Annotated in this window: 20 protein-coding genes and 1 CRISPR repeat array; of the genes, 12 read left to right on the top strand and 8 right to left on the bottom strand. The window is 61.7% G+C overall.

The window, feature by feature from the left end:
• Positions 1 to 240 precede the first annotated feature (240 nt).
• The 8 genes from casA to ACN0S5_RS14845 all read left to right on the top strand — a co-directional run bounded on the left by casA (position 241) and on the right by ACN0S5_RS14845 (position 8,552).
• On the top strand, positions 241 to 1,707 hold the full coding sequence (casA, locus tag ACN0S5_RS14880; protein ID WP_417209485.1) for a type I-E CRISPR-associated protein Cse1/CasA: 1,467 nt from the start codon (positions 241 to 243) through the stop codon (positions 1,705 to 1,707).
• Entirely contained in the window at positions 1,704 to 2,198 is a 495-nt protein-coding gene (casB, locus tag ACN0S5_RS14875) for a type I-E CRISPR-associated protein Cse2/CasB (RefSeq protein WP_417209484.1), read from the top strand. Before casA ends, casB begins: the two co-directional genes overlap by 4 nt.
• Positions 2,195 to 3,289, top strand: coding sequence for a type I-E CRISPR-associated protein Cas7/Cse4/CasC (cas7e, locus tag ACN0S5_RS14870; RefSeq protein WP_417209483.1), 1,095 nt, complete (start codon positions 2,195 to 2,197; stop codon positions 3,287 to 3,289). Before casB ends, cas7e begins: the two co-directional genes overlap by 4 nt.
• A complete protein-coding gene (cas5e, locus tag ACN0S5_RS14865; RefSeq protein ID WP_417209481.1) occupies positions 3,289 to 3,963 on the top strand; it encodes a type I-E CRISPR-associated protein Cas5/CasD in 675 nt (224 codons plus the stop codon). Before cas7e ends, cas5e begins: the two co-directional genes overlap by 1 nt.
• Positions 3,960 to 4,631, top strand: a complete 672-nt coding sequence (gene cas6e, locus ACN0S5_RS14860; protein ID WP_417209480.1) for a type I-E CRISPR-associated protein Cas6/Cse3/CasE — start codon at positions 3,960 to 3,962, stop codon at positions 4,629 to 4,631. Before cas5e ends, cas6e begins: the two co-directional genes overlap by 4 nt.
• A complete protein-coding gene (cas1e, locus tag ACN0S5_RS14855; RefSeq protein ID WP_417209479.1) occupies positions 4,628 to 5,590 on the top strand; it encodes a type I-E CRISPR-associated endonuclease Cas1e in 963 nt (320 codons plus the stop codon). The genes cas6e and cas1e overlap by 4 nt, the downstream gene beginning before the upstream one ends.
• Positions 5,587 to 5,874 (top strand): type I-E CRISPR-associated endoribonuclease Cas2e, encoded by a 288-nt coding sequence (cas2e, locus tag ACN0S5_RS14850; RefSeq protein ID WP_417209478.1) that lies wholly within the window; start codon positions 5,587 to 5,589, stop codon positions 5,872 to 5,874. Before cas1e ends, cas2e begins: the two co-directional genes overlap by 4 nt.
• A 78-nt stretch (positions 5,875 to 5,952) precedes the next feature.
• A CRISPR array of direct repeats spans positions 5,953 to 8,238; the repeat unit is 29 nt; unit sequence CCGTTCCCCACACCCGCGGGGATGAGCCG.
• 29 nt (positions 8,239 to 8,267) lie between these two features.
• On the top strand, positions 8,268 to 8,552 hold the full coding sequence (locus tag ACN0S5_RS14845; protein ID WP_417209476.1) for a hypothetical protein: 285 nt from the start codon (positions 8,268 to 8,270) through the stop codon (positions 8,550 to 8,552).
• A gap of 217 nt (positions 8,553 to 8,769) precedes the next feature.
• Here ACN0S5_RS14845 and ACN0S5_RS14840 read toward each other — a convergent pair whose 3' ends face one another.
• The 5 genes from ACN0S5_RS14840 to ACN0S5_RS14820 form a co-directional block, all read right to left on the bottom strand.
• Positions 8,770 to 9,690: an ABC transporter permease gene (locus ACN0S5_RS14840; protein ID WP_417209475.1), complete on the bottom strand. Its 921-nt coding sequence runs from the start codon at positions 9,688 to 9,690 to the stop codon at positions 8,770 to 8,772.
• Positions 9,690 to 10,760, bottom strand: a complete 1,071-nt coding sequence (locus ACN0S5_RS14835) for an ABC transporter permease (protein ID WP_417209474.1) — start codon at positions 10,758 to 10,760, stop codon at positions 9,690 to 9,692. Before ACN0S5_RS14835 ends, ACN0S5_RS14840 begins: the two co-directional genes overlap by 1 nt.
• Positions 10,750 to 12,285, bottom strand: coding sequence for an ABC transporter ATP-binding protein (locus tag ACN0S5_RS14830; protein WP_417209473.1), 1,536 nt, complete (start codon positions 12,283 to 12,285; stop codon positions 10,750 to 10,752). Before ACN0S5_RS14830 ends, ACN0S5_RS14835 begins: the two co-directional genes overlap by 11 nt.
• Positions 12,286 to 12,382: 97 nt before the next feature.
• A complete protein-coding gene (locus ACN0S5_RS14825) occupies positions 12,383 to 13,477 on the bottom strand; it encodes a BMP family ABC transporter substrate-binding protein (RefSeq protein ID WP_417209472.1) in 1,095 nt (364 codons plus the stop codon).
• Positions 13,478 to 13,579: 102 nt separating this feature from the next.
• A complete protein-coding gene (locus ACN0S5_RS14820) occupies positions 13,580 to 14,272 on the bottom strand; it encodes a GntR family transcriptional regulator (RefSeq protein ID WP_417209471.1) in 693 nt (230 codons plus the stop codon).
• Positions 14,273 to 14,566: 294 nt separating this feature from the next.
• On the opposite strand from ACN0S5_RS14820, the gene ACN0S5_RS14815 reads away from it, so the two are divergent.
• From ACN0S5_RS14815 to ACN0S5_RS14805, 3 genes are read left to right on the top strand one after another with little or no spacing between them, the layout of a single operon-like run.
• Complete coding sequence (locus ACN0S5_RS14815) at positions 14,567 to 15,454, top strand: aromatic ring-hydroxylating dioxygenase subunit alpha (RefSeq protein ID WP_417209470.1); 888 nt, start codon at positions 14,567 to 14,569, stop codon at positions 15,452 to 15,454.
• A 22-nt stretch (positions 15,455 to 15,476) separates the two neighbouring features.
• The gene (locus ACN0S5_RS14810) at positions 15,477 to 17,201 is read left to right on the top strand and encodes a Rieske 2Fe-2S domain-containing protein (RefSeq protein ID WP_417209468.1); all 1,725 of its coding nucleotides are present in this window, start codon (positions 15,477 to 15,479) and stop codon (positions 17,199 to 17,201) included.
• A gap of 9 nt (positions 17,202 to 17,210) precedes the next feature.
• On the top strand, positions 17,211 to 17,879 hold the full coding sequence (locus ACN0S5_RS14805; protein ID WP_417209467.1) for a glutathione S-transferase family protein: 669 nt from the start codon (positions 17,211 to 17,213) through the stop codon (positions 17,877 to 17,879).
• 462 nt (positions 17,880 to 18,341) lie between these two features.
• Here ACN0S5_RS14805 and ACN0S5_RS14800 read toward each other — a convergent pair whose 3' ends face one another.
• A complete protein-coding gene (locus ACN0S5_RS14800; RefSeq protein ID WP_417209466.1) occupies positions 18,342 to 18,758 on the bottom strand; it encodes a helix-turn-helix domain-containing protein in 417 nt (138 codons plus the stop codon).
• A gap of 215 nt (positions 18,759 to 18,973) precedes the next feature.
• Here ACN0S5_RS14800 and ACN0S5_RS14795 point away from each other — a divergent pair, with 215 nt between their 5' ends.
• Positions 18,974 to 19,159: an IS66 family transposase gene (locus ACN0S5_RS14795; protein ID WP_417209464.1), complete on the top strand. Its 186-nt coding sequence runs from the start codon at positions 18,974 to 18,976 to the stop codon at positions 19,157 to 19,159.
• Positions 19,160 to 19,429: 270 nt separating this feature from the next.
• Here ACN0S5_RS14795 and ACN0S5_RS14790 read toward each other — a convergent pair whose 3' ends face one another.
• Entirely contained in the window at positions 19,430 to 20,317 is an 888-nt protein-coding gene (locus tag ACN0S5_RS14790) for a hypothetical protein (RefSeq protein WP_417209463.1), read from the bottom strand.
• A complete protein-coding gene (locus ACN0S5_RS14785; RefSeq protein ID WP_417209462.1) occupies positions 20,314 to 21,153 on the bottom strand; it encodes an NAD-dependent epimerase/dehydratase family protein in 840 nt (279 codons plus the stop codon). The genes ACN0S5_RS14790 and ACN0S5_RS14785 overlap by 4 nt, the downstream gene beginning before the upstream one ends.
• Between the last annotated feature and the right edge of the window lie 428 nt (positions 21,154 to 21,581).

Genomic DNA, 21,581 nt, shown 5'->3' with positions numbered 1-21,581 from the left:
TATCCAGCCGTTGGCGCGGTCAAGAAGTGAGGAGGTTAGATTAGTGCAGAAAATACCTGTCTAGCCTGCTCTTGGACGATGGAAATTTACCATTCCTCAAGGGCCATGGCAAGGGCGTCACGCCCTTGCCATTCATTTCGGCGAGTGCGACAAAAGCTGCCACTCCCAGAAATAACCTTCTTTACGTGGGCTTGGGCTGGTGCTGTTCTGCCCTTGATCCATTTGTGGAGGATTAGCGTTTTGCTTAATCTTATTTATGATTCTTGGATTCCAGTGCGTACCGCTGATGGCTCTCACCGGGTTATCGCGCCCTGGCAGATGGCCGAGGCGGATGTTGTTGGACCGGACTGGCCGCGGGCGGACATGAACATTGCCTGCCTGGAGTTGCTGATCGGACTGGTCTTTCTCGCGGACCCGCCAACCGATACCGAGGACTGGCAGGCGCGTGGGGCGCCAGATCCGGAACGGTTGCGTGTAAAGCTGTCAGCCTATGCGTCAGCTTTCAACCTAGTGGGGGACGGGCCGCTGTTTCTGCAGGATCAGGGGCCTCTGGACGGCGCGGGGAACCCGGTCGATATGCTGTTCATCGACAGTGCCGGGGTTAATACGGCCAGGAACAATGCCGATGTCCTCGTGCATCGAGGCCGCTATCCCGCGCTGGAACTGCCATTGGCCGCAATGGCGCTATACACCTTTCAGGCTTTCGCCCCGTCCGGCGGGGCGGGCAACCGCACATCGATGCGGGGCGGCGGACCTTTGGTCACGCTGATCGAGCCGCGCGAGGCAGAGGGCCCGCTCTGGGAACTCGTGTGGGCCAATGTGCCGGATGGCAAGCCGGGTCGTCTTGAAGACTTGCCCTGGATGCGTCCGACAGTTCTGTCCGATAAATCGGGAAAAGTACGGTATCCGCCGGACCGGCTTTTCGATGTCGAAGCTTTCTTTGGTATGCCGCGGCGCCTCAGGCTGGAGACCGAAGAGGCCGCTGTCGTTGGCGTGGTTCAGAAACCTTGGGGTACAAACTACGCGGGGTGGAAGCATCCTCTAAGTCCCTACTACCGGCTCAAGGAAGGGGCGGAGTGGCTGCCGAAACATCCGCGCGCCGGACGGTTCGGGTTTCGCAATTGGTTGGGAGTGTTGGCACAGGTGCGGCAAGACACTCTGACAGAACTGGCTCTCAGTTTGTCGGTCTGGGGCGAACGGCGAGGTGACGGTTCGGTCATCGTGGCGGGCTGGTCCATGGACAACATGAAGCCACGAGAGTTCGTGCTGTCCAAACAGCCTTTTCTCGATCTGGATTGGGATGCCGAGGATGTTCTCGTCGGCTTGATCCGTGCCGCCGACGCCGCCTCGGCGGCCCTGCGGGACGCCTTGTCGCCTGTCCTGTCCAAGGGCGAGGCGCGGGAAACGGAGCGCGAGAGGTTCTATGTTGAAACCGAGAACCGCTTTCTCGAACACCTGGATACCGTCAAAGGCGGTGGGAACCCTTCTGCTGTCTGGCTCGACGACCTGCGCAAACAGGCTTTTCGCCAGTTCGATGTGCTCTCGGTGCCGGGGATCGACCAGCGCGACATGCCCGCCATAAAGCGAATCGTCGACGCGCGGAAATACCTCGGCATGGCATTCGCAGGATACGGCAAGCAGGGGCGGGCGATTTTCGAAGCTCTCGGCCTGGACCTGCCCGTGAAGAAGAAAGGACAAGCGGTATGAGCGAAAAGCCGAAAAGGCCGGGATCCGTTGCGCTGGGCTGGTGGAGTGCGAACATTGGACAACGCGATGTTCCCGTGGCTCGCGCGCTAGTCGCCAGATTACGCCGCGCGGCGCCTATGGCGGTCCTGAGCGAACCGCGCGTACAGGACCTGGCGCGAAACCTGGACCTGGGGCCGCATAAGGCCGAAGAGATCGTGCGCCTCGCCGTGCTTTTGGCCGAGGTGCGAGAAACCTCATCGGAGCCACTGGCCAGCCGTTTGGGCGGCGATGATCCCGTACTTTCGCAACTGCGCTTTCAGCGGCTGTTGCGCGCTGAGGGCGATGACCTGACTGCGCAACTGCGCAGGGCCATCTCGATGGCCGACAGGCGCTGTAACGTGGCGGCATTGGCTGCCGATCTTCTGTACTGGGAGGCGGCCCGCCCGCGCTGGTGCTTTCAATATTATGGGGCCGACGTGCCCCAAAAGGATTTCGAGGAGACGACTGAATGACCACCTTTTTACAATTTCACCTGCTGACAAGCTACGGCCCTTCCAACCCGAACCGCGACGATCAGGGGCGTCCCAAACAGGCCGTCGTGGGCGGTGCGCCCCGATTGCGTATGTCGTCCCAGTCAATCAAGCGGGCCCTTCGTGAAAGCAGCTTTTTTGCTCTCGATCTCAAGGACAGCAGAGGCACGCGCACAAAACACCTGCACGGCCGACTGGTCGAATACCTGGCTGGCAAAGGTGTGAGCGAAGAGGGTGCGGTCAAGGCTGCAAGCGAGGTGGCGGGGCTTTTCGGCAAGCTGGAAACCGTCAACAAGGGCGAAGGTAAGGAAACCCGCGCGACAACGCTGGCCTTCATCTCTCCGGCAGAATGGAAGCAGGCCGAGGAATGGGTCGACAAGATCGTCGCTGGTGAGGAACTTCCGAAACCGAAGGACCTGAAGAAGCTGATCTTGCGCAAGGCGGACGGCGCAGTGGACATCGCCATGTTTGGGCGGATGCTGGCGGATGATGCCGATTTCAACCGCGATGCCGCCGTACAGGTGGCCCACGCGATCACCACGCACACCGCGCAGGCAGAGGAAGACTGGTTTTCAGCGGTTGATGACCTCAACAAGAAAGAGGACACGGGGGCAGGGCATCTGGGCGAGACCGCCTTCGGCTCCGGCATCTACTACCAGTATGTCTGCGTGAATTGTGATCTCCTGATCGAGAATCTCGATGGTGACACTGACCTTGCCGCCAAGGGTGTCGAAGCCCTGGCCCGCGCCATCGCCCAGACTGCGCCCCGAGGCAAGCAGAACAGCTTTGCCCATCACCCGATGGCCTATCACATCCGGGCCGAGCGCGGCCCGCGTGCGCCGCGCGACCTGTCAGGCGCCTTTTTTACTCCCGTGGATCGCAAACTGCGCGAGCTTGGGGCAAACGAACTTGAAACCGGCTCGGTGCGGGCGATGGAACAGACCGCCGAACGGATCGACAGGTGCTACTTTGGCGGCGAGGCCGAAGATTTCCGCAAGCTTGACACGCTGACGGGTGACGGAACGCTGGGCGAGATCGTGCGCTTTGCCGTCGAGGCCGTTCGGGGCGCGTGATGCAGAGATTTCTGATCTTTGGGTTGAACGCCGGCCTGGGCGCGATGGGCGAGCTTGCCGGTCATGAACGGCGCGGTTCCCTGATCTGGCCTGGCCGTTCGGCGATCATTGGCCTGATGGGGGCGGCGCTGGGGATCCGGAGGGATGGAGACTTCTCCGCGCTCGATGCGCTGGACATCTCGGTCGCGATCTTTGATGCGGGTGTGCCTTTGCGCGACTACCACACCGTGCAGACAGTGCCATCGGCCGCAGTCAAGATGCCGAACTCGCGGCCCGAAGCGCTCCGGGATGCGAGGACTCGGATGAACACCTCCATCACCCTGCGCGACTACCGGGCGGGTTGCATGTTTGGTGTTGCCGTCACGGGGAAGGAGCTGGAAGGCATCGCATCCGCGTTACGAACCCCTCGCTTCACACTCTACCTCGGACGAAAGTCCTGTCCACTGTCCGCCCCGACCGGGGCCAAAACCGTCGAAGCCGACGCTCCGGAGGACGCGCTGCGTCACCTTGATCTGCCGCCGTGGCGTGACAGGGCCATCGCCCGAACCCTGGTTGTTTCTGACCCTACGGGCGATCTCGTGCACGATGTACCGCTTGACCGCCAGCGCTGGCACCACGGAGAGCGCAGGGTCGCACACCGCGCCGTCGAGATCGTTGCCGGAGGCGCAGCATGAGTCATTATCTCAGCCGCATCAGGGTGGCACGAACCCCTTCGGTTCGTGCCCTGGCGCCCTTGTTGATGCCCTCCGAGAGGGGTCAGCGCAGGTCCGCGGCGCATAACCTGCTCTGGTCTGTCTTCGCAGATCATCCTGATCGACGCCGTGATTTCCTATGGCGGAAAGAGGATGAGAACACGTTTCTTGTCCTATCCGAACGTCCGCCACTGCAGACGGATCTGTTCGAGCCACACGACACCAGACCGTTCCAGCCGCAGTTGGAACCGGGGGAGCGGCTGGCTTTCCGCCTGCGGGTGAATGCAACCAGGATGAAACGCGGCGGTCGGCGCGTGGATGTCGTCATGGACGAGCTACACGCGATCCCTGTGGACGAGCGTGCTGAGCGTCGGATGGACATTGCGTCTCGTGCCGGGTCGGACTGGCTAGCGCGACAGGGGGGCAAATCAGGGTTCCGGCTCTGTCACGCAAGAGCCGAGGACTATGTGACTGAGGTTTTGGCAGGACACCGCGGCCCACGGAAAGGCCAGCCACAGTTTGGCATTCTCGAACTGGCCGGTCATCTTGAGGTCACCGACCCCGTGACACTCATTTCCACGATCGGTCAGGGTTTCGGACGCGCCAAGGCCTTTGGCTGCGGACTCATGCTGATCCGCCGTGCCTCATGACGAAGAGCGGGGGACGAGGCGCAAATGGTCTGCCAGGGCTTGCTCCGCCAAAGCCGATTCCGCTGAAGGACCGCGCGTCACTGGTGTTTGTCGAACGCGCGCGCCTGGACGTGCTTGACGGGGCCTTTGTTGCTGTAAACTCCGATGGCACCCGGACGCAGATCCCTGTCGGTGGGCTTGCGGGGATCATGCTGGAACCGGGGGCACGGATCAGTCACGCCGCTGTATCTCTGGCGGCACGCGTCGGTACGCTGATTACCTGGATCGGCGAGGGCGGAGTGCGGCTCTACTCCGCCGGACAGCCCGGTGGGGCTCGTTCGGATAAACTCCTCTGGCAGGCGCGGATTGCGCTCGATGACGCAGCACGCCTGCGCGTGGTCCGCAAAATGTATGCGATGCGTTTCGGCGAAGATGCCCCATCGCGGCGGTCCATCGACCAGCTTCGAGGAATCGAAGGCGTTCGGGTTCGAGAAAGCTACGCGCTTCTGGCCAAACAGTATGGCGTCGATTGGAAGCGTCGCCGCTATGATCCCGCCAACTGGGAGGCGGGGGACACACCGAACCGTTGTCTGTCGGCGGCGACAGCTTGTCTTCACGGTCTGACTGAGGCGGCGGTTCTGGCTGCGGGGTACGCCCCGGCCATCGGTTTCTTGCATTCGGGCAAACCCTTGTCTTTCGTGTACGACATCGCCGACCTATTCAAGCTGGAGACGGTCGTGCCCGAGGCCTTTCGCATCGCCGGTCAGGCAGCGAAAGGCAAGCTGGACATGTCACCGGATCGGGCCGTTCGACTGGCCTGTCGCGATGCGTTTCGAAAATCCGGATTGCTCAACCGTATCATACCGGCGATTGACGAGGTTCTCAGCGCAGGCGAACTCGCTCGTCCCGAGGCGCCGCCTGAAGCGATGCCCAAGGCCTTTGATGACCCGCAATCCGGTGACGCAGGGCACAGAGGATGATGGTCGTCGTCGTGTCCAACGCGCCGCCCCGGCTGCGCGGCCGGCTCGCGGCCTGGCTGGTCGAGATCCGCGCCGGGGTCTACGTCGGCAACTATTCCGCGCGCACTCGGGAGATGATCTGGGAGCAAGTCCTTGGCGGTATTGAGGCGGGAGATGCTGTTATGGTCTGGAAAGCGCCGACGGACCAGGGCTATGATTTCAGAACGGCTGGACAAAACCGGAGAACGCCGGTCGACTTTGATGGATTGAAGCTGGTCAACTTTCTCGCCGAGCGTTCAACGTGAAGTGATAATTGCCACCGATCTTTCGGTACGTTCTTTGACATCGATAAAATCTTGGTAGATCAAGCGTCTGCAGGAAGACCGTTCCCCACACCCGCGGGGATGAGCCGTCGCCATGCAGCGGAACCTCCGGATAATGGTGCCGTTCCCCACACCCGCGGGGATGAGCCTATTGGTGCCGTCCAGAGCCTGCACGTTGGCCCCCGTTCCCCACACCCGCGGGGATGAGCCTGGACCCGCGCCTACTGGAAGCTGCGGGAAGACCCGTTCCCCACACCCGCGGGGATGAGCCGCCACGAAAGCCGCGCGGACCGGCAAAGGAGGACCGTTCCCCACACCCGCGGGGATGAGCCGTGGACCGCCGCCGCCCGATTATGGAAGCGTGGCCGTTCCCCACACCCGCGGGGATGAGCCGTCGGACACCCTGCCGTCAAAGAATGCTAAGACCCGTTCCCCACACCCGCGGGGATGAGCCGCGTCCGCGCCTCACGACGAATTGCACGGGGTTCCGTTCCCCACACCCGCGGGGATGAGCCGGTCCAGATACTCAACGCGTCCGACTATGGCAACCGTTCCCCACACCCGCGGGGATGAGCCGTGGGCCGTGGCGATCAAACGTCCGACCAAGAACCGTTCCCCACACCCGCGGGGATGAGCCGGCCCATGCGCGGCTGAAGATGAAGAGGGAATACCGTTCCCCACACCCGCGGGGATGAGCCGAGTTTGAAATCGTGTCCCCCGCCGATCATGTGCCGTTCCCCACACCCGCGGGGATGAGCCGGGGGCGCGCGGCTGATGGCGCGCGTGACGGTGCCGTTCCCCACACCCGCGGGGATGAGCCGGGCCATGTGGTGTTGGCTGAGGCGTGGAAGCCCCGTTCCCCACACCCGCGGGGATGAGCCGAGAGCGGCAAATTCGTGGCGGTCACGGACGATCCGTTCCCCACACCCGCGGGGATGAGCCGACAGCAGCACCAACACCCATTTTGGGCGTGAGCCGTTCCCCACACCCGCGGGGATGAGCCGCAATCTCTGTCCATCCGTGAGTTGGTGAATCTCCGTTCCCCACACCCGCGGGGATGAGCCGCCGTTGACGCGCTCGCCAAGTGGATCAAGGCCCCGTTCCCCACACCCGCGGGGATGAGCCGACCAGAAGGACGCCGCGCGGGTCGCAGGCAGGCCGTTCCCCACACCCGCGGGGATGAGCCGCAAACCCGCAGCGCGCGCAGGTGAACCCGGCACCGTTCCCCACACCCGCGGGGATGAGCCGGCGTGATCGGCTCTGCCATCATCCGTGACCAACCGTTCCCCACACCCGCGGGGATGAGCCGCCTTCGGCGCGCGCATCGTGGACAGATACCGTCCGTTCCCCACACCCGCGGGGATGAGCCGGCCCTGAAACAGGCGCAGGACGAAGAGGGCGACCGTTCCCCACACCCGCGGGGATGAGCCGAATTCCTTGCGCCGCTTGCTCGGCGTTTGGGACCGTTCCCCACACCCGCGGGGATGAGCCGGTGAGGTTGATCGTTGATGACGCCCCGGCGGCCCGTTCCCCACACCCGCGGGGATGAGCCGGGCCGGGAACTGGACGGCGTCGTACATGACGGCCGTTCCCCACACCCGCGGGGATGAGCCGAAATGGGAATCGAGCCGATCGTTGACCGAGATCCGTTCCCCACACCCGCGGGGATGAGCCGGCAAAAACTCACCGAAACGAGTGTGACGAGCTCCGTTCCCCACACCCGCGGGGATGAGCCGCGGCTCCATGACCGGCTTAAGACGCCCGTCAACCGTTCCCCACACCCGCGGGGATGAGCCGGGACCACGCCCGGACAAGGCCATTCTGAGAAACCGTTCCCCACACCCGCGGGGATGAGCCGTCGGACGCTTCCGGCGCGCGAAGGCGGATTGTCCGTTCCCCACACCCGCGGGGATGAGCCGTATATGAAACCGCGCGCAATTCGCCGCGAAGCCCGTTCCCCACACCCGCGGGGATGAGCCGGCGAAAGCAGCGGCGCAATCGCGTTGGGATAACCGTTCCCCACACCCGCGGGGATGAGCCGTATTACGCGCGCCAGATCCGCTCGAACATCGCCCGTTCCCCACACCCGCGGGGATGAGCCGGCCAGGCGGCGCAGGAAGCCGGCGGGGGGCGTCCGTTCCCCACACCCGCGGGGATGAGCCGGCGCGCGGGCGCCTCATCAGCGCCACCGGCACCCGTTCCCCGCACCCGCGGGGATGAGCCGCTCTAAACGCCGCTCTAGTTTCCGCCGGTTGGCTGTTCCCCGCACCCGCGGGGATGAGCCGCGCAGTTATGATGTTAGAATTATTTCTACCCACTGTTCCCCGCACCCGCGGGGATGAGCCGTCTGTCACTTGTTCACCTCGGGGGATTTCATGAAAAGACTTGTTTTCGCCGCCGCTCTCGCCGCGTCGTCTGCAGCAAACGCAGGGGGCAGCAAGCTTGAGTGCGAAGTTTTGCGCAGCTACAAGCGCGACCTTGAAGCCGCACATGATGCCATTGATGCAGCCTCATCCGACCTCTTTCGTGAGGGTGCCAAGGCCACAAGAGACATGAAGTTTGGCGCAGATCTAAGGGAGGCAATCAAAACCCTTGGCCAAGCCATTGAGGGGCGCGAAGTCTATTTCAAGACGCTCATGGAAGACCGCTGCTCATCTTAGCCCTGTTCCCCGCACCCGCGGGGATGAGCCGGGGATGCGCCGCGCCGGGCTGTTGTTGCGGGTCTGTTCCCCGCACCCGCGGGGATGAACCGGATCTAGAGGTTCTGCTGAACAAGGTGCTCAAGGGGGCGGGCGACATCTGAACAGTCGCCAGTACAATGCCACAGATCTAGAAGAGTACTGCCCGTCGTTGTGTTGTCGGACAGTACCTTGTGGCTTATCCCTTGGGTCGGAAGGGTCGTGCCAGTGAGATGGGGAAATCGAGGGCCATCGCCTGACGGTTGCGGGAGATCAGCACCAATACCGCGATTGTGGCCAGATATGGCAGTGCGGACAGGAGTTCGGAAGGGACGTTCAATCCGATTGCCTGGCCTTGTAACTGCAGAATGGTCATCCCGCCGAACAGCCAGGCGCCAAGGACCACCCGGATGGGGCGCCAGGCGGCGAAAACCACCAGAGCAAGGGCAATCCAGCCACGGCCCGCGGTCATGTTTTCCACCCAAAGGGGGGTGTAGACCAGCGACAGGTAAGCGCCGCCCAGACCCGCCATAGCTCCCCCGAACATCACGGCCATATAGCGGATCCGGATCACCTCATAGCCGATGGCATGCGCCGAATCCGGGCTTTCCCCGATGGCACGCAAGGCCAGTCCGGCCTTGGTGCGGTAGAGAAACCAGCTGACGATACCGAACATCACGAAGGAGAGGTAGACCAGCGGATCGTACTGGAAGAACATTTCCCCGATCACCGGAATGTCGGAGAGACCGGGCAGGTGTATGGGCTGAATGGCGTCCACCGGCGTGCTGCCGAAGCCGCGGCCGATGAAGGCGGACACCCCGGTGCCGAAGATCGCAAGCGCCAGGCCCGCCGCGTACTGGTTGGTCATGAACGTGAGCGCCAGCACGCCGAACAGTAACGAGGAGGCGGCCCCGGTCAGCACTGCGGCGGCAAGCGCCACGATCATCGGCAGGCCGGCAAAATGCGCCCAGACCCCGAACGCGGCGCCGACCAGCATCATGCCTTCGATGCCGAGGTTCAGGACGCCGGATTTCTCGACCACCAACTCGCCAAGCGCAGCGAAGATGAGCGGGGTTGCCGCGACGATCGTCGCGGCAAACATTGAGACAAACAGATCCATCAGGCGGTCCTCACAGCGAGCTTGCGGATGCGGAAGTTGATCAGGAAGTTGCTGGCGAGCAGGAAGAACAGCAGCATTCCCTGGAAAATCAGCGCGATCGAGGACGGCAGGCCCAGCGACATCTGCACCGTTTCACCACCCAGGTAGAGAAGCGACAGCAGCAGCCCGCCCAGCACGATCCCAAAGGCGTTGAGGCGTCCGACAAAGGCCACGATGATGGCGGCAAAGCCGTAGCCGGGCGAGATTTGTGGCGACAGTTGCCCCAGGGGGCCGGCGGCTTCCATCATCCCGGCCAGGCCAGCTGCGGCACCGGAGGCCAGCAGCCCGATCCAGATCGAGGCGGAGGCGTTGAAGCCGGCAAACCTGGCCGCGGCCGGAGCGACTCCGCCGACAGACATCTTGTACCCCAGGAAACTGCGCTCGGTGAACAGCCAGGTGAAGGCGACAACGACCACGGTGAAGAAAATCGAGGTGTTGAGTCGGTAGGAATAGTCGAAGACCTCGAACATGCCGTTGTACGGCAAGAGGGCGGTCTGCGGGAAGTTGTAGCCATCCGGATCGCGCCATGGGCCGTGGACCAGGTACGACAGGATCAGCGTGGCGACATAGGTGAGCATCAGCGTCACCAGGATCTCGTTGGTGTTCATGCGATCCTTGAGAAAGGCGGGGACCGCCGCCCAGGCCATGCCGGCCAACATGCCCGCGATGACCATTGAGGGCAGCAGCAACGGGCTGTCCTGCCAGGGCGCAAACAGGCCGACGCCGGTGGCGGCAATCGCGCCCATGATCAGCTGACCCTCGGCGCCGATGTTCCAGACATTCGCGCGAAAGCCGATTGCGAGACCGCAGGCGATCAGGATCAACGGTGAGGCCTTCAGCAACCATTCGGAAATCCCGTTCATCGTCGTGAGCGGTTCGATGAAGAAGGTGTAGAGCGTTACCAAGGGGTTGTATCCGAGCGACAGGAAGAACAGGGAGCTGACGACAATGGTCAGCCCGGTCGCGATCAGCGGGGCGGCGATGGACATTTGGCGCGACGGTTCGGCGCGAGGCTCGATTTTAAACAGCATGCCTGATGCTCTCCATTTGATCTTCAGACGCGGCACATGTCGGGCCCGTGCCGGTCATGAGAAGTCCGACTTCCTCGATATTGGTGTCGGCTCGGTAAAGGGGCGGAGAGAGCTCGCCATTGCAGATGACGTAAAGCCGGTCGCAGATTTCGAACAGCTCTTCCAGTTCTTCGGAGATCACGATCACCGCCTTCCCGGAGCGGCTGAGGTCGATAAGGGTCTGCCGCACGAAGGCGGCGGCGCCGACATCCACGCCCCATGTCGGTTGCGATACCAGAAGTACCTTGGGGGCGAGTTCGATCTCCCGGCCCATGATGAACTTCTGCAAGTTGCCGCCGGACAAACCATGCGCTTTTGCGTTGGGCCCGCTGGCCTTCACCTTGTATTTCTCGATCACGGCGGAGGCGAAGTCGCGTGCCTTTCTGCGGTTGGCCATCCCGTGTTTGACCATGCCCAGCCTGTGAGCGGTCAGCAGCGCATTTTCAGACAGTTCATAAGGAGGGACCGCACCGCGGCCAAGCCGCTCTTCCGGCACGAATCCCAAGCCCAGATCGCGGCGGCGCCCGGCGTTGAGATGGCCGACCGCGCGTCCCTCCAGCATGATGTCCTCAGCCGCGTCGGTGATCTTTTCGCCACTGATCGCGGCGGCCAGTTCCCCCTGGCCATTGCCCGAAACACCGGCGATGCCAACGATTTCGCCGCCATATGCCTCGAGGTTCACGGATTTGAGCGAGGTGCCCGTGGCGGTTTCCGACGCCATGCTCAGGTTGTTGACCGCAAGGAGCGGTAGGTGGCTGAGTTCCGAGGGTTCTACCGTCATTTCTGGCAGGTCGCTGCCCACCATCATGCGGGCGAGATCGGCAGAGGTCGCCTGTCGTGGGTCGGTTTCGCCGGTTACTTTGCCCCCGCGCAGAACGGTGGCGCTGTGGCATAGCTCGCGTACCTCGTCCAGCTTGTGACTTATGTATAGGATGCTGCAGCCTTCGGCGGCGAGCTGGCGTAGAGTCTTGAAAAGCGTCCGTACCGCCTGCGGTGTCAGCACAGAGGTCGGTTCGTCTAGGATCAACAGCTTGGGCTGACGCAGCAGGCAGCGGACAATCTCCACTCTCTGCCGTTCCCCGACAGACAGGGAAAGCACCAGGCGGTCGGGATCAATCGGCAGACCGTAGCGTTCTGAAACGTCGCGGATGCGGACCGCCAACCTCTTGAGATCCATCTTGCCGGGCATCGAGAGCGCGATGTTTTCCACGACCGTGATAGATTCGAACAGGGCGAAATGCTGGTAGACCATTTCGATCCCCAGTTCCCGTGAGATCGCGGGGCCATGTTCGGGCAAGGTCTTGCCGTCACAGACGATCTGTCCCGTGTCCGCCGGGGTCGCCCCGTAAATGATCTTCATGAGCGTGCTTTTACCGGCGCCGTTTTCACCCAGCACGGCGTGAATCTCGCCGGGGAGAACGGAGAGCGAGATGTCATCATTGGCAATCACACCGGGGTATGACTTGCTGATGCCACGGAGTTCCAATCGTGGAGTCATTGCGTGTTTCACCTTTGTTCGGGTGGATCGCCCGCCAAGCGGAGCGAGGCAGGCATTCCTTCCTTTTGGGAGTCCCGGGGAGCGGTCAGCCCAGCTTGCCGATCATGCCCTCGACGAACCAGTCGATGCTCCGGATGCCGCCGTCAGACAGGCTCTGTCCGGTTTCGACGCGCAGAGCGCCTGACTGGTCTTTCAGTTCGCCGCCAAAGGGGTGCAGCGTGCCCGCGATGATCTCCGCGCGCGCCCTTTCGGCGGCGGCGGTAGCTTCGGACGGCAGATCGTCGTTGTAGGGGGACATCTGGATCACGTCATCCGCGAGGCCGAGCCATCTTTCGTTTGATGTCCAGGTGCCATTGGCCGTATCGCGGGCCGCCTGCAAGTAGACCGGCACCCAGTTGAGCGTGAACGCCGTGAGATGCTTGCCATTGCCGAACGGGGCCATGTCGCTGGCGTAGCCGATGGACCATACGTCGTTTTCCCCGGCCACCTGGACGCCCGTGGCCGTATCGGTCATCGAGCAGATCACGTCGCAGCCCTGTGCGATCAGCGTCTTGGCCGCTTCCTTTTCCTTGCCCGGGTCGAACCAGGAGTTCAGGAAGATGACGTTGCAGGTGATGTCGGGGTTGACGCTTTGGGCGCCGCGCAACAGCGCGTTGGCCGGGCCGACAATATCGGGTATCGGGAAACCGCCGATAAAGCCGATCTTGGCGGACTTGGAGACATGGCCCGCCGCCACGCCCGCCACGTAGGTGCCTTCGAAGTACTTGGCCTCAAAGGTGCCCAGGTTCTTGAGGTGCTTGATGCCCGAGCAATGCTCGAACGCGGCCTTGGGAAAGCGCGGTGCCACTTTCTGCATCGGCGTGCCGTGCGAGAAACTGGTCCCGAAGATCAGGTCGTTTTCGGCCCCTGCCAATTGACGGAACACACGCTCGGCGTCCTGGGGGCGGAAAATGCTGTCGATCACCGTTATCTCGGCATTATCGCCGAACTCGGCCCGGATCGCTTCGATGCCAAGGCTGTGCTGTTTCGTCCAACCGATTTCAGAGACGGGCGAGACATAGACCGCTCCGACCTTGAGCTTGCCCTCTGCCCTGGCCGCCCCTGGCATGTTTGCAAGCCCCGCCGCCAACCCGGTGGCGGCACCGTATTTCAGGATGTCTCTTCTTGTTGCGCGTTTCATTGTTTCCTCCCTGTTTAAATGGACGATTGTCTTGGGCGTTCGGTTCTTCCTTGGCCGTTGGCGCTCCTTGGTTCTTGTCGTTTTTTGGTGTGAGGAACGGCCCTAGTCGGTGTCCTCTTGCGCCACGTACGGCGCGAGTGCTTCTCGCGCGTCCGTTTTCGGCAGCGTGTCGTCCTCCAACAGGTATCCTCTCACGACGGAGTTATGGTGGACCGCGATCAGTTCCTGTGCCTCTGCGATCTTGCCTTCTTCAAGCAGGTCGATCAGTTGGCTGTGATCGTGCAGCAGCCCGCAATAATCGAAGCGCGAACTGACCAGCGAGCGCAGCAACGCGGTTCTGCGGATCAGCTGCGCGTGCATTTGCTGCACGACCGAGTTCCGCGACATCCGCACCAAGGTTTCGTGAAAGCCCGAGCCCAGCTGGTCTGCGAGTGCGTCGTTTTTCTCGTCGATGGCCTTGTTCTGAAGCTCGACATGGCGGCGCAGTTCAGCCCAGCCGCGGGTGTCCAACCGTCCCGACAGCTGCGCGGCGACACCCTGTTCCAGGATGGTGAGCGCATCGTAGATCTCGACCGCCTCGCGGTAGCTGGGTTTCGAGACAAAGGCACCTCGGTTGCGCTCCATTGTCACGAGCCCGTCTTCGCTGAGGTGGATCAGGGCCTGCCGTACCACCGCGCGGCTGACCTTGAAGATGTCAGCCAGCGTTTGTTCACTGAGTTTGCAGCCCGGCAAGAGGCGCTTTTGGATGATCGCCCGGGTGATGATCTTGGAGATCTCGTCTGAACGGCTTCCCATGAAGGCTGCGCAACCTTTCTTATCATGTGTTTGGAGGCCAGCGCCTCGTTGCAGATTGGCCTGTCACACCGTGCACCGGACCTGCGACAAGTAGTACCTCTTCCAGAATTGAAAGACTATCCTTCAAAAATTGAAAGTCTCTATGTTTAAAATTGATATGCAATCTCGTCGTGCTTGGATAGCGTTGAGTGGCAAGTCCCTACCTGGGTGGCGCATCTTTGCCCCACCTGGCGGCCGCTGGACGAAGGGCGGCCGGGGTGACACTTGCAGTAGATTTTTTTGGGAGGACAGATCGTGCCGGAACTGAAATGCAAAGACCCCGTCGCCGTGAATCTCTGGTATGCGATTGCGCCTCTTGAGGACGTCAAGGACGCCCGGGTGCAGCGGAGTGTCCTGCTGGAGCAGCCGATTGCCTACACCAGGAACGATGCCGGCGATGTTGTCACCTGGGCATACGAGGGGAGGCCGGGGGACGCGCCGGGTGATCGGGCGCTGCCGGTGAAGGAGCGGTTCGGGTATTTCTGGACAACGCTCGGGATGCCGGAGCGGGACATCTTTCCGATCCCGGAGTACGAAGAAAAGGACCGTCGCAATATTCACGCCGCAAGCTTCGGGGTGAACGCCTCGGCCCCGCGCCTGGTCGAGAACTTTCTCGACATGGGGCATTTTCCGTTTGTACACACTGACATTCTGGGCGCCGAGCCGCATACCGAGGTTAAAGAGTATTTTGTCGAGGTGTCGGAAGAGCGGGACGAGATCCTGGCCTCCAACTGCAAGTTTTGGCAACCGATGGCGGCGGCCTCTTCCAGCGGCGGTGCCGACGTCGATTACATCTACCGCGTGCCGCACCCGTTCTGCTCGGTGCTCTACAAGTCCAGTCCGCTGGACGATGGCCGCAACGATGTGATTGCCATCTTCATCCAGCCCTTCAATCAAGAGCAGGTCCGCGTGCACATGCTGCTGTCACTGCTGGATGACAACAGCGATGACACTCAGATCCGGTTGTTTCAGCAGACGATCTTTGGTCAGGACAAACCCATTCTGGAGAACCAGTATCCCAAGCGTCTGCCGCTGGACCCACGGGCCGAGACACCCATTCGCGCAGATAAATCTGCAATCGCCTACCGTAGGTGGCTGTCCGGCAAGGGGGTTGCCTATGGCGTGATCCCCCCGTCTGCGTGACTACAACAACAGGGAAACCAGAATGATGTCCGACCTGCACAGTAAATGGTATCCGATCGCCTCGAGCTCGGATCTGCCGAAACGTCACGTCTATCAGGCACAGCTTTTGGGCCGTGAGTTCGCCGTCTGGCGTGCCGACGACGGCTACGTGAACGTCTGGGAAAATCGCTGCCTGCATCGCGGCGTGCGACTTTCCATCGGGATCAACAACGGGTCCGACCTGAAATGCCAGTACCACGGTTGGCGCTATGCCAACCGCACCGCTGGCTGCACCTATATCCCCGCGCACCCGGCCGATGCGCCGGCACGGACCATCTGCAACAACACCTACCCGGCGCAGGAAGCGCACGGGCTGGTCTGGGCCGGCGAACAGGCCAGCGGGGATCTGCCCCCGCTTGACGGGTTTGACGCGGCAACAGTGCTGCGCCCGGTTCCGGTCTTGGCGCCGATGGAAATGGTCGTCGAGGCGCTGCTCGCCTATGGCTGGGACGATAGCTGTTCGGGCCGTGCCAACGCCGACGGATCGGTCACCGTGACCGCGGCGGACGGGGCGGAGGTCCGCCTGTTCGTGCAGCCGATGGACAGCAATCGGTCCGCGATCCGCGGGGTCAGCAATCAGCCTGTGAAAGGCGCTGACCGAATCAGGCTGCTCAAGCGCCACAGCTGGCTGATGCAGGAGTTGCGCAGCCAGATCGAGGCCCGTGCGTCATCACAGGATGCACCGCCGCCCTATCAGCCGGTGATCGCAAAGGTGTCCGAGGATCTGGTCGATATTCCTGCGATTGGCACCGAAATGCGCAAGGCCGAATTGCGCGTGCAGGTCGCGGGGAAGGAAATGACCGCCGAGGGCATCGTCAGCCTGCGCCTGGAGCCGGTCAAGGGCAGCTTGCCGACCTTCCAGCCCGGTGCGCATATCGACGTGCACCTGCCCAACGGTATGGTGCGGCAGTATTCGATCACGAACGGGCCGGGTGAGACCGACCACTACAGGATCGGCGTCAAGCGCGAGCCTGACAGCAAGGGCGGATCGGCCGCCATCCACGATGCGGTGAAAGCGGGTGACGTGCTGGCGATCTCGGCGCCGCGCAACAACTTCCCGCTGCGCCGCAATGCCGAGCACACGATCTTTGTCGCCGGAGGGATCGGTGTCACACCGCTGATTTCCATGGCGCGGGCCCTGAACGCCCAGGGCCTGAGCTTCGAGTTCCACTACTTCGTGCAGTCCGACGATCACGTGGCCTTCAAACCGCAGATCGGCGAATACGAGCAGGCTCTCATCTTGCACAAGGCGCTGACGCCAGAGGCAACCGGCGCCAGGTTGACAGAAATCCTCGCCGAGCCCGGTTTCGCCCGCCACGTCTACATCTGCGGTCCGGGTCCGATGCTGGAGGCGGCTCGCGCAATCGCCGCCGAGCAGGGGTGGTCGGACGAGACGGTGCATTTCGAGTATTTTGCCAATACCGCCGAAGTGGACGACAGCACGGCCTTCGAGGTTGATCTGGCCCGATCGGCGATGACTCTGAAAGTGCCTGCCGGAAAGACCATCCTGGAAGTGCTGCGCGAAAACGGAATCGACATGCCCAGTTCCTGCGAGCAGGGCGCCTGCGGCACCTGCCGGTGCGGCGTGATCGAAGGGGCAGTCAAACATCAGGACGTCTACCTGAGCGATGCCGAAAAGGCAGAAGGCAAGTCCATCATGACCTGCGTCAGCCGCGCGGTGTCCGATCGTCTCATCCTGGATATTTGAGGTGTCAGCATGTTGAAACTGTACGACTATGAACTCTCCGGAAACTGCTACAAACTGCGTCTTCTGCTATCCTTCCTTGGGGTCCAGTACTTGTCCGAGTTGATCGACTTCTATCCGGGCAACCAGCACAAGTCCCCAGACTTCCGCCAGATCAATCCGCTGGGTCAGCTGCCGGTGATCGACGACAACGGTCTTGTTCTCAGAGATGCCCAGGCGATCCTGGTGTACCTGGCCTCGAAATATGACCCCTCGAACCGGTGGTATCCGCGGGAGAGTCCCGAACTGCTGGGGCAGATCTCGCAATGGCTGGCCTTTTCCGATGCAATCACGGCAACGGCCTCGGCGGCCCGCCTGCATGACGGGCTGTTCTACTCGGAGATAGATGTCGAGGCGGCCCGGGCCGGTGCGCATCGTTTGTTCCGGGTTCTGGATGAACATCTCTTCTTTGCCGAGGAGGAGAGGCAGGACTGGATCTGTCCGGGCGAGCATCCCACGATCGCGGACATCGCCTGTTTCCCCTATACCGTCCTCTCCGAGGAAGGGGGCATTCCGCGCATCGATTTCCCGGCCATCCGCCGTTGGAGCGACCGCTTCAAGCGCATCCCGGGTTTTGTCGTGATGTCTGGCGTCTTCCCTGCGGGACCCGCCGCAACAGACCGCCGGCAGGCGGTCGCCTGAGGGCTGGCTCTCTTCCTTAGCCGGTTGTTCCCCCGACCGGCTATCCTGGGCGCCCGATGAAACCTGGCTTCCTCCCATCGGGCGCCCGCCAATTCAGCTGGTTCAAGGATCGATCACATGATCATAGCGTTTGCTGCTGGGGCGGTAGGGGTAGGTCAGGTTTTGGAGATTCTAGGTTCAATCACGCCCCGTGTGTAACCCTGTTGTCAACACGGCCCAATGCACGGGGCGGTCTGAGCCGTTTATTTGTACTCTATCACTGACGGCGCCGCCGGGTTCTGGACAAGATGGGGCTATTGTTTAAGCCAGTCATGCCAACGACCTCTATAAGCATCGGCCACCGATCGGGTCGGCAGAGAGCCGAGTGCTGTTCATGCTTTCCATTTTTTGTCTAAGAGTTCCTGCAACCTAGCCCGTCACGGGCCGCCAATTTGGCGGGCCCGGTCACGGCTTGGGAGGGGTCTATTCCTCAGCGGAGGTTTCACCGACAACCGCCACTAGGAAAAGCCCGTGCAGGGCGTCCAGCAGGGCCGTGGTCATGGGGATGGGGCCAGCGAAGCTGGCGGTCTGGTAAATGTCGATCAGCTTCCGCTCGGCTTCGTCCAGCAGGGGGCTGTATTCTTCCTGGAGCGTCATCCAGATCTCCGGGTGGTACTCTTGCATCGCGAGTTCGAGAAAACGGCTGGAATCGACGCCTAGTGCGACCGAGAGCTTGGGGATGCGGCTGATCGGGACCTTGCATTCCCCGGTCTTCATCATCGACAGGACGTTGGGGTGGGGCAGTCCCGCATCCCGGGCGATTTCACGCTGCGTCTTGTCGGTCGCGTCGATGGCATCCCGGAGGAAGTTGGCGGTGGGAGAGTAGGGGGCTTTGGTCATTTCTGCTCCTGTTCAATCAAGCGTGTCAGTCATGCTGACCCCCGGGTGATAGGAGGCGTTTCCCGACGGGGCTGCTTGTCCTCGGATCGACCGGGATAGGACGGCACATCAAGCGGGCGTGTGACCACGCCAAGGGCCAAAACCGTTTGTGTAGCTCCGGAGAGTGAGCAATGCGCGACGTGGCCAGGATCGATCAGCTTCTGGTAAACTAGGTTTTGCTCACCGCCGCCTTCTTACCCTGGTTCGAAGCACACCTATTCTGCATCCCCAAATCCTCGAAGCTGGCCGGGGGCATCCAGTACCCACTTTCCATCTGGTCGGGGCTCAAGCGATTCCTCGAAGACAGGCGGCTCGAACTGGACACCAATCCGGTCGCACCCAGATTCGTCACATCGTTCTGACCAGAAAGAATGCTTTGTTTGCCGGACATGAAGTCAGAGCCGGGAACGGGGCAATACCCACCTCCTTGATCGCAACCTGCAAGATCAGCTCTCCGGGCATTTCATCTGCATCGAATTGACCCTGCACGCGATCTTCGAAGGCCATCCCGCTCAACAGATCGAGGGACCAAAGCCCTAGACCTTCGCGAAATCTTCAATCTACGCCGTAGCGGAAGGGGGGGCGAGGTGCCTACGACGTGTGGTGCACGCGCTCCCTTGATGCTCCAGAGGTCAGAAAACGCGCAATCTGGCGGTGCCTTTCATTGACGCTCCGGGTGCTAACAGTCGCAGCCCAGTCTCGGGCCACAAGGTGGGCGCGGCATCAAATGCGCCTGCGAGATGAGATACAGGTTCAATACACAGGTAATCTGCCTTGTGTAGAACCGCGCAGTAAGACAGCTCGGCATCACCCTTGAGCGAGATTGTTGCGCTGGTCTCGGTGTCGATCCGCACGGTGGAATGCGTCCACCCAGAATAATGATGGGCTACATCAAGCGTGATCGGGTCATTGGCGCCTGGCCTGTTGCCTGCGCGGGATTTTTTCGCCGGCCTCGCCGAGTGAACTCTTATAGAGTCATCGGATGTAGGTTTGAAATAGGGGTGCCAGCCTATACCACCGGGCATGGCTGTCTTGCCTGAGTTTATCAGTTTCAGACTGATTGAAAGGCCATCCTCACAAAGCTCAAACCTTTGGCTTGCGGTAAAGTCGAAGGGCCAGTCATCGTCGGCGTGGTAGTTCAAAGTCATCCCTAGGAGTGTCGGGCCGATTTCGGTGATGTCCCAAGGGCGTTGGTGCGCCGGACCGTGCATGACGTCCCTGCCGTTTGCCATGTTCGGGCGAAGCCGAACCCGGCGATCGTTCATAGTGAAGTAGGCATCGCGAATGCGGTTGTGAAACGGGAACAATGGGAAAGCGCCGGCTTTCGGCCAAGCGTCCGGGGCAAAATGAAGATCGTTCAATGGTACTAGGATGTCACCGTGATCGACGTGCCTGAGCGAGACTATGCGCCCACCTGCCCAGGGGGCGAAACGCGCTTCGATTTGAGCGTTGCGAATGGAGCATTCGTCAGCTCGCTCGAGCCGGTGGTAGCTTCCGATAGACGAAGACGAACGGCTCATGGGAGGCGCTGCCGCATCTTGCCGTCATGGTCGATCACGCAGAACCGGCCCCCCTGGAAATGTTCGGCGATCTCGGGCAGGTGCGTGGGGTATTCGCGTGTCGTGTCCGGGCCGGCCAGCGCCTCGGCGGAATCGGCGGGCCTGTAGCCAAGGGCCGTTGCGGTGCTGTTGTCCCACCAGCCGGCGGGAACATGCGAGACACCATAGACCGTCGTGCAGGTGATATCGGGATGTTCCAGCCCGATCATGACCAGTTGCGCGAGATCACGGGAACTGACCCACATGTTCAGCGCCCGGGCGTCCTTGGGGCGGTCCCCGGCGTTTCCGATGCGGATATTCATGGTGCGGATGCCGAACTTGTCGAAATAGAGCCCCGCCTCCAGCTCGCCCCAGCACTTGCTGAGCCCGTAGAGCGAATCGGGGCGCATCGGGTCGGCTTCGGACACCACCGTCTGGCGGGGGTAAAATCCGACGGCGTGGTTCGAAGACCCATAGACCACGCGACCGATTCCATTGCGCCGCGCCGCTTCCAGAACGTTGTGCGTCCCGAGGACATTGACGCGCAGGATGTCGTCTATGCTGCGTTCGTTGGGGTAGCCCGCGAGATGCACAATCGCGTCCACATCGGCCAGGCTGGCCGTAAGCGCCGCGCCATCGGAAATATCCACCTGGTCCCAGCTTTCCGTTGCGCCCAGATTCTCCGGTTCTGCCGTGTCCACGATCTTTATGCCTGCCACATGCCCCGACAGGTAGTGCCGAATCGCGGTGCCGACCCGGCCGGACCCGCCTGTCAGCGCGATACGTTTGTCAGAGCGGAAGGGCATTTCTCCCTTCATGCCTGGCTGCGCAACAATGGCGGAAGTTCTTGAGTCGGACATGTCTTTGATACCTTTAGGCAGTCGCGGGCGTGCTGGCCGGGTGTGGTCATAAGGGGCGGATTTCACGCAATCAGACCGCGGGGTCCGGCGTCGGCGCCGTGCATGGATGCGCGATCGGCTTGCGCGTGCATACGTGTGGCAGAGCCCGCAAGGACGTAGACGTGTCGTGCCGCCCTGTGATCGTTGTCTCTGCGCAATGGGATAATGTATGATACTTTGGAAGTTTCATTGTCTATCTTTCTCCTCCCATTCTTGAGAAACCATTGTAAATATAGTTGCTTATGGACCTGAGCTGACGGATTCTCCAGGCGGCTCGATACATCTTCTCATGATGGATACTCAAAATAATGTACGATTACCATTGATAAATGTAAATTGCTGCATTA

The organism is Antarctobacter sp. (genome assembly GCF_048262615.1).
In the GTDB taxonomy this organism is placed as follows: domain Bacteria; phylum Pseudomonadota; class Alphaproteobacteria; order Rhodobacterales; family Rhodobacteraceae; genus Antarctobacter.
This window is presented reverse-complemented; position numbering and strand designations above follow the sequence as displayed.